The sequence below is a fragment of the Streptomyces sp. NPDC005070 genome, from assembly GCF_053600395.1.
In genome coordinates, this window is record NZ_JBSFZS010000513.1 from 1 (window position 1) to 1,400 (window position 1,400).

Genomic DNA, 1,400 nt, shown 5'->3' on the forward strand with positions numbered 1-1,400 from the left:
CTGCTCCCTTCGGGGATCCGGCACGGTTGCGCGGCCCTGCGCGTCGACCGTGTCAGGGAGTGGCCCGGTCGCCTCGATGTCTCGGATCTCGAGCCGGTCTGCGTCCAACAGGGGCGGGCCGTAGGCGTAGCGCACGATCAGAGGTGGGCATGCATCGAAGGCTTCGCTGTCGATCGTCGCCGTGTACAGGCCGAGTCTGCCGGAGCGCTCGCCCAGGCGCGGATCTTCGGCCAGCTGCCGGGCCAAGGTCTTGACCGCATACAAGACACCGTCGCCGAGCTCGGCGCAGCGAGCGCGTATGTGGTCGGGCAGGTCAACATTGACGGTCACTGCGAAGTGCTCCTCGCGTAAGGCTCGGGCGTACCGCCGGTGCGTTCGGCCGTTTCCGCCAGGGTGGGTTGCTGTGCCTCGCGGGTGACGAGCTCGAGGAGGTGTTGGTGGAGAGCCTGGCCGATCTGCGGGGCGCGCACCTTGAGACGGGTCATGGTTTCATCCGGAATGTTACGGGTCGCGAGGGGCGACAAGATTGCGTCTGCGGCAATAGCAGGCGCTTGAAACTACAGCCTCGCTTGCCCACCTGCGGGAATACGGGGAGAGCCTGGGGCTGTGGTCGGCCGAGCGGCACGTACCGCATTCAGCCGCTCGGCGATCCGGGTGACACCGTTGCTGACCGAGGCATCTGCTGGCGACGGCCTCGACCTGGGCCAAGCCGTCCGCGGACTGCGAGTTACGGCCAGCTGCCTGCAGCACTTCACGACACGCCTTAAAGGGTATTGCACAAGGCCATGATCAGGGCATTTCTCCTGTATGGGTGGGGTGTTGAGGGCTGATCCGGTGTGGGTGGAGACGTTCAGCGGGCTGCGGATGGACCGGTTCGCGAAGCTGGTGAAGGTGGTGCGGCAGCGGGGCGGGAACGGGCCGGGCGGGGGTCGGCCGTGGTGCCTGCCGCTGGCGGACCGGGTGCTGCTGGTGGGGCTCCTGGGTTCCGCCCCCTCGGCGTAGGGCAAGGACCATCCACGGCCGTGTTCAACGCACTCGTCGTGGTGTTCCTGGTGGTTGTCGGGCTCGTCGTCGCCTCGGGATGTTTCGTGGCTCTCTACGTCGTCAGGGAAGGCAGTCGGCGTCGGCGTGTTGTACGTGTCGGCATGCGTGCGTCGGCACGGTGCGTCCGCGCCTACGGCCGAGTTCCCAGCCTGCCAGCCCGCCGCCCAAGGGGTACCGCCCGCCGAAGCGGCGCTTCGTCCTCGAATTCCGCGGTCCTGACGGCGAGCTCATACGTTTGAGGACACCTCGCCCTCCGCGACAACCGACGTCGTGACGAATTGACCGTTGCCTGATTGCCCGACCAGCCTGCGGGTGCCGTGGTCGTCGCCGAAGAAGAGCCGACCGCCCTCGTCGCG

1 protein-coding gene and 2 pseudogenes are annotated in these 1,400 nt (G+C 67.5%); 1 reads left to right on the forward strand and 2 read right to left on the reverse strand.

Annotated features, from left to right (window positions below; all coding sequences use genetic code 11):
• Both ACWEBX_RS40700 and ACWEBX_RS40705 read right to left on the reverse strand, forming a co-directional pair.
• A pseudogene (locus tag ACWEBX_RS40700) lies at positions 1–330 on the reverse strand (hypothetical protein); the annotation flags it as partial.
• Positions 327–485, reverse strand: a complete 159-nt coding sequence (locus ACWEBX_RS40705; RefSeq protein WP_451889723.1) for a hypothetical protein — start codon at positions 483–485, stop codon at positions 327–329. The gene ACWEBX_RS40705 and the pseudogene ACWEBX_RS40700, both read right to left, overlap by 4 nt.
• A 322-nt stretch (positions 486–807) precedes the next feature.
• On the opposite strand from ACWEBX_RS40705, the pseudogene ACWEBX_RS40710 reads away from it, so the two are divergent.
• Positions 808–978: pseudogene (locus tag ACWEBX_RS40710) on the forward strand (IS5/IS1182 family transposase); the annotation flags it as partial.
• Positions 979–1,400 lie beyond the last annotated feature (422 nt).

Excerpts from the sequence above, each read along its gene's own strand:
- ACWEBX_RS40705 (WP_451889723.1), bottom strand. The coding sequence starts at position 485 with ATGACCCGTCTCAAGGTGCGCGCCCCGCAGATCGGCCAGGCTCTCCAC.